This window comes from Granulicatella sp. 20925_1_28 (assembly GCF_041433575.1).
GTDB lineage: Bacteria > Bacillota > Bacilli > Lactobacillales > Aerococcaceae > Granulicatella.
Map to the genome: position 1 here is coordinate 1 of NZ_JAPWBS010000031.1, position 1637 is coordinate 1637.

Annotated in this window: 3 protein-coding genes; 1 reads left to right on the forward strand and 2 read right to left on the reverse strand. The window is 38.5% G+C overall.

Going from position 1 to position 1637, the window contains the following annotated elements; all coding sequences use genetic code 11:
- Window positions 1-214: 214 nt before the first annotated feature.
- Window positions 215-739: an ECF transporter S component gene (locus O3793_RS08840; protein ID WP_371446962.1), complete on the reverse strand. Its 525-nt coding sequence runs from the start codon at window positions 737-739 to the stop codon at window positions 215-217.
- A gap of 4 nt (window positions 740-743) precedes the next feature.
- Window positions 744-1145, reverse strand: a complete 402-nt coding sequence (locus O3793_RS08845; RefSeq protein ID WP_048713725.1) for a DUF4430 domain-containing protein — start codon at window positions 1143-1145, stop codon at window positions 744-746.
- A 151-nt stretch (window positions 1146-1296) separates the two neighbouring features.
- On the opposite strand from O3793_RS08845, the gene O3793_RS08850 reads away from it, so the two are divergent.
- Window positions 1297-1637, forward strand: a 341-nt coding sequence (locus O3793_RS08850) for a formate/nitrite transporter family protein (protein WP_371446964.1), incomplete at its 3' end; no start/stop codon positions are given.

Sequence of the window (1637 nt, forward strand, 5' to 3'; positions counted from 1 at the left end):
CGCAGAAGGAACAGTGGATGTCAATACAAAAGTGTCAAGGAGTTTAGACGACGTGTCTAAGATTTGGGAATTTATTCGAAATCCGGAAAAGAATTAATAAGCGTTCCTTATGATTCCTACTATAAAGATATCCGTAAAGATTTTACGTCATCATTTATAAAGAAAAAAACAGACTTAAAACCAACCTTTTACAAGGGAGATTTTATGTCTGTTATTATTTTTGTAGCATTTTGAATGGATTTAACTTCTCGAACAGTGGAATCAATAAGATCCAGAAGACGACATTTCCGATGGCGTGGTACGTATCGAATAGAACGCCGTTTAAGTAGTAAATCCAGAAGTTCAGACCAGGCATGCTGAATACCCAGAAAATCGAGATGATAAAGCCGTATAAGTAGCCCATGAGTCCTGCAAAGATTGGAAAAAGAATCCAAGCTAGGCACGGGAATTGTTTTCTTTTTCTCCACAATGGACGAAGAAGAAATGCACAAGTGCAGACGAGGGCAAAACTAATCATCTGATAGAGCATCCACGGCCCCATGCTTACTAAAAGGTTGGAAATCAAAATGGAGATGCTACCGATAGCAACGCCGTACAAAAGTCCAAGTTCTAGCGTAATCCAAATGACCACAACGGTAATCGGTTGAACATTTGGAAGGGAGAGAAGTCCAAGTCTTCCAATCACGCAAAAGGCTGATAGTAGGGCGATAAGAGTGATTTTTTTAGTTGAATTGACCATCGGACTATTGAAGTTTATTGAGTTTCCAGTCGATGACGTCACCTGCTTTTAAGATGACTTCTTTTGCACCGACAGGGCTCATCGTACCGTTTACGTCGAATAACCAGTATTTGTTTTCGGCTGGGACTTGTTCCACACCGTTGATAGAAGAGATAAAGCCGTCTTTCTCAACGATTTTTAGTTGTGCTTTCATCACGTCTAGAAGATTGTCGCCTTCTTTGAATGTAAGGGTGAACGGGCTCCCTTCGATGGCTTGACCGTCTTTTGTAACATTTAGAGTAACACTAGTGGTTTGGGCAGCAGTAGTCGTTTCAACACTTGTCGTCGTTGAGTTCGTATTTGCAGGTGTTTGTCCACATGCGGTTAAGAATATAGCTGCTGTTAAAATTCCAAAAATTTTCTTCATGAGAATCTCCTTTAGGCTGTTTTAATCAGCCCTCATTCTAACAATCTTCAGAAAACTTGTAAAGTAATTTTTGACAAAAAAGATAGAAAAGACTTTGCATTTGTGATAAAAATGGTATACTAAAGTGTAATTAATTTTTAGGAGGAATGTTATGGAACACACGAGTGAGTTCAATACAAAACTTGAAAAAGCATGTCAAAAAAAGGAGGCGCTTTTTGACGAGAGTAAAATGCGTTATGCACTGCGTTCAATGTTTGCAGGAGCATTTTTAACGATGAGTACAGCCGCAGGAGCTCATGCAGCACAAATTATTGCTGGATTAAACCCTGCGCTAAGTAGATTTACTTTTGCATTTATCTTCACTTGGGGATTAGTTTATGCTGTATTTTTAAATGGCGAGTTAGCTACTTCAAATATGATGTTCTTAACAGCGGGAGCTTATCAAAAGCATATTAAATGGTCTAAAGCAATTGCTATTTTATTCTATTGTAC

What these genes read in the sequence shown, in the direction of transcription:
- O3793_RS08840 (WP_371446962.1), bottom strand. Translation starts at nt 739, where the DNA reads ATGGTCAATTCAACTAAAAAAATCACTCTTATCGCCCTACTATCAGCC.
- O3793_RS08845 (WP_048713725.1), bottom strand. Translation starts at nt 1,145, where the DNA reads ATGAAGAAAATTTTTGGAATTTTAACAGCAGCTATATTCTTAACCGCA.